The sequence below is a fragment of the Streptomyces sp. NPDC060209 genome, assembly GCF_042728155.1.
Taxonomy (GTDB): domain Bacteria; phylum Actinomycetota; class Actinomycetes; order Streptomycetales; family Streptomycetaceae; genus Streptomyces.
Map to the genome: position 1 here is coordinate 1 of NZ_JBHWZS010000485.1, position 3,949 is coordinate 3,949.

Here is a 3,949-nt window from a genome sequence, read left to right on the forward strand (position 1 = left end):
GGGTCGGGGGGCGGGCCGCGCATGGTCCGTCAGAGCAGGCCCGTGACCGTGCCGGCGCCGACCGTGCGGCCGCCCTCGCGGATCGCGAAGCCGAGGCCCGACTCCAGCGGGACGTCACGGCCGAGCTCGACGGTCATGGTGACCGTGTCGCCGGGCCGCGCCACCGCCGCCTCGCCGAGGTCGACGTCCCCGACGACGTCCGCCGTACGGATGTAGAACTGCGGCCGGTATCCCGTGGTGACCGGCGTGGTCCGGCCTCCTTCCCGGGCCGACAGCACATACACCTGCGCGGTGAAACGCCGGCTCGGAGTGACGCTGCCGGGCGCCGCCACCACGTGTCCGCGGCGTACCCGGTCGCGCTCGACCCCGCGCAGCAGCAGTGCGACGTTGTCGCCGGCCTCCGCGGACTCCATCGGCTTCCCGAAGGTCTCCAGGCCGGTGACGACGGTCTCGACGTCCGCGCCGAGCACCGACACACGGTCCCCCACGCGCACCGTGCCGCGCTCCACGGCACCGGTGACGACGGTGCCGCGGCCCGTGATGGTGAGCACGTTCTCCACGGACAGGAGGAAGGGCGCGTCGGTGTAGCGCACCGGCATCGGCACGTACGTGTCGACGGCGTCCAGCAGACCCTCGACGGCCGCGGTCCAGCGTGGGTCGCCCTGGAGCGCGCCCAGCCCCGACACCCGCACGACGGGCACGGTGTCCCCGCCGTACCCGTGCGCGGAGAGCAGCTCCCGGACCTCCAGCTCGACCAGGTCGGTGAGTTCGGGGTCACCCACGTCCGCCTTGTTGAGAGCGACGACGATGTGGTCGACACCCACCTGACGGGCCAGCAGGACGTGCTCGGCGGTCTGCGGCATGACGCCGTCGAGCGCGGAGACGACGAGGATCGCCCCGTCGAGCTGGGCCGCTCCGGTGACCATGTTCTTGATGTAGTCGGCGTGTCCGGGCATGTCGACGTGCGCGTAGTGGCGGGTGTCGGTCTCGTACTCGACGTGCGCGATGTTGATGGTGATGCCGCGCTGCGCCTCCTCGGGAGCCCGGTCGATCCGGTCGAACGGCACGAAGGTGCCGCTGCCGCGGTCGCTGAGCACCTTGGTGATGGCGGCCGTCAGGGTGGTCTTGCCGTGGTCGACGTGGCCCATGGTGCCGATGTTGAGGTGCGGCTTGGTGCGCACGTATGCCGTCTTGGGCATGGCTCGTTCCTTGGTGTTCGAAGCTGAGAGAGAAGACCCCAGGGCCCCGCCGACCCTCCCCTTACGGGGTCCGCCGGACTGTCGGGGGAGGGTCAGCTTCGGGCGCCGCCGAAGGGCGCCGCCGCAGCGGTGAACGCTGCGTCAGTTGCTGCTGCGGCTGCTGCCGTGTATGCGGCCGCAGGGCTCACGGCAGCCTTCGGCGTGTCCGCGACTGCGGACTGCGCTGCGAGGAAGGCGTACCGGAACATGCCCCTGATCATGGCGGAGCGGTGCGGCGGCGTCGAATGGTTTTCGCGCGGGCCGGACCGGCCCGCAGGACGGACTGGCCACGCGACGGCTGAGCCCGAAGGCGGACCTGCGCCCCGAGAAGCCCTTGCGCACCAGGGACCAGGACCTTCCGGCCTCCACAGAGCTCTTCGGGCACCTCGGTCTCGCCGAACCCCAGAGAAAGAAGGGCGTCCGCTGGGCCGGGGTCTGTCCACCCTGCGTGAGCGACGACCGTCGGAGCGGGGTCCAGTGGATCGAAATCCATGTCCTTGAACTGGACGCCGCCGAAACACGGGTGTGCATGCAGGCGTTCTGACCGCCCGTGAGGACTGCGCGGCACCTCGACGCTCGAGGCTCGGCACCCGAGCTTCGAGGGCCAGGACGGGGCGGGACAACACGAACCGGGTCAGACGCCGCGCACCAGAAGGGGCTGAACGACAAGGAAGGGATGGCGATGGTTCTGGAACTGCTGCCGTGGGCGGGAGTTGCCACGCTCAGGCTCGGCATGTCGGCCGACGGGGCGGTCGGGGCTGCGGTGAACGATGAGTGACTCGTCACCCGCCGCCCGCACATTACGGCGATCACACACATGTTTCGGTTACGCTCCCCAAATGTTCGACCCCGTCCCCGCTACACGGCCCTCCGGTGGCCTCGCAGTGCGCTGTACGAGGGTGCTGCTGTCCCCCTGGTCCCGGTTCTCCCTGCTCGTGGCGGTCCTGCTGGCCGCCGCCGTCACCATGCTGCTGTTCGAACCACAGCGGCTGCTGGCCTCCGGCTGGCCGCCTCAACTCACGGGTTCCGCCGCGGTGATGCTTTTCGGGCTCGCGTACGGCGTGTGCACCGTGGCGTTCGTGCCACGCCCGCTGCTCAACCTGGCCGCCGGTGCGCTGTTCGGTACCCAGGCCGGTCTCGCGGCGGCGCTGGCCGGCACCGTCCTCGGCGCGGGCGTGTCCTTCCTGCTCGGCAGGGTGCTGGGGCAGGACGCGCTCCGGACGCTGTTGCGCGGCAAGTACCTGAAGGCGGCGGACGGACTGCTGAGCCGGCACGGATTCAGGTCCATGCTGGCGCTGCGGCTCTTCCCCGGGGTGCCGTTCGCCGCGGCCAACTACTGTGCGGCGACGTCGCGCATGGGCTACCCGCCGTTCCTGCTGGCCACCGGGCTCGGCTCGATCCCGAACACGGCGGCGTACGTCATCGCGGGCAGCTCGGCGTCCTCGCCGACGTCGCCGGTGTTCCTGGCGGCGATGGCCTTCATCGTGCTGTCCGGCGCGGGTGCGGCGCTGGTGGCCTGGCGCAAGCGGCACCGCCTGAGCGGGACGGACGGCGCGGCCTAGCCAGGGGCAGGCAAGAGTCTGTTCACCTGCAGGCGATACGCTGCGCGCAACCGACAGAGGATGTCCGGGGCCGTGGCGTCCCGTCCCCCTTTCTGACCGCATCCGCACGTTGCCGACGGCCTTCGCGTCCGTCGGCCGTTGCATGAGTACCTCCGGGATGGCCTAAGCCCCATGAGCTGGTTCGAATCATTCGTCCTGGGCCTCGTTCAGGGACTGACCGAGTTCCTGCCGATCTCCTCCAGCGCGCATCTGCGGCTGACCGCGGCCTTCGCGGGCTGGCACGACCCGGGAGCCGCGTTCACAGCGATCACCCAGATCGGTACCGAGGCCGCGGTCCTCATCTACTTCCGCAAGGACATCGCCAGGATCATCTCGGCCTGGTTCCGGTCGCTGACCAATTCCTCGATGCGCGGCGACCACGACGCCCAGATGGGCTGGCTGGTCATCATCGGTTCGATCCCCATCGGCGTCCTCGGTGTGACCTTCAAGGACCAGATCGAGGGTCCCTTCCGCGACCTGCGTCTGATCGCGACGACGCTGATCGTCATGGGTGTCGTCCTCGGCATCGCGGACCGGCTCGCGGCCCGCGACGAGACGGGCGGCAAGCACCGGGCGATCAAGGAGCGCAAGTCGCTGAAGGAGCTGGGTGTCAGGGACGGTCTGATCTTCGGCTTCTGCCAGGCGATGGCACTGATCCCTGGTGTCTCCCGCTCGGGCGCGACGATCAGCGGTGGTCTCCTCATGGGCTACACCCGTGAGGCGGCGGCCCGCTACTCCTTCCTGCTGGCGATTCCGGCGGTGCTGGCTTCGGGCGCGTTCGAGCTGAAGGACGCGGGCGAGGGGCATGTGTCCTGGGGCCCGACGATCTTCGCGACGATCATCGCGTTCGCGGTCGGATATGCCGTAATCGCCTGGTTCATGAAGTTCATCACGACCAAGAGCTTCATGCCGTTCGTCATCTACCGCGTGATCCTGGGCATCGTGCTGTTCATCCTGGTCGGAGCGGGTGCGCTGAGCCCTCACGCAGGTGAATCCGCGGGCTGACAAACCCGCTGGGGCGAAGCCCCCCAGCACCCTGCGGGGTCCGGCACTCCCGGCCGGCCGTACCCCGCACTCCGGGCAGCACGCCTGCCCCGAGCCCCCGACGGT

The 3,949-nt window shown here is 69.9% G+C and carries 3 protein-coding genes; 2 read left to right on the forward strand and 1 reads right to left on the reverse strand.

The features are described from left to right. Window positions 1-29 precede the first annotated feature (29 nt). A complete protein-coding gene (tuf, locus tag ACFWFI_RS41500) occupies window positions 30-1,199 on the reverse strand; it encodes an elongation factor Tu (RefSeq protein WP_387400947.1) in 1,170 nt (389 codons plus the stop codon). 878 nt (window positions 1,200-2,077) lie between these two features. On the opposite strand from tuf, the gene ACFWFI_RS41505 reads away from it, so the two are divergent. Further along, window positions 2,078-2,800 (forward strand): TVP38/TMEM64 family protein, encoded by a 723-nt coding sequence (locus ACFWFI_RS41505; RefSeq protein ID WP_387400949.1) that lies wholly within the window; start codon window positions 2,078-2,080, stop codon window positions 2,798-2,800. Between the two features lie 171 nt (window positions 2,801-2,971). Continuing rightward, window positions 2,972-3,844 carry an undecaprenyl-diphosphate phosphatase gene (locus ACFWFI_RS41510; RefSeq protein ID WP_387400951.1) on the forward strand — a complete coding sequence of 291 codons (873 nt, stop codon included), beginning with the start codon at window positions 2,972-2,974 and terminating at the stop codon, window positions 3,842-3,844. Window positions 3,845-3,949 lie beyond the last annotated feature (105 nt).

Coding starts and splice junctions, on each gene's coding strand:
- ACFWFI_RS41505 (WP_387400949.1), top strand. CDS start 2,078: ATGTTCGACCCCGTCCCCGCTACACGGCCCTCCGGTGGCCTCGCAGTG.
- ACFWFI_RS41510 (WP_387400951.1), top strand. CDS start 2,972: ATGAGCTGGTTCGAATCATTCGTCCTGGGCCTCGTTCAGGGACTGACC.
- tuf (WP_387400947.1), bottom strand. CDS start 1,199: ATGCCCAAGACGGCATACGTGCGCACCAAGCCGCACCTCAACATCGGC.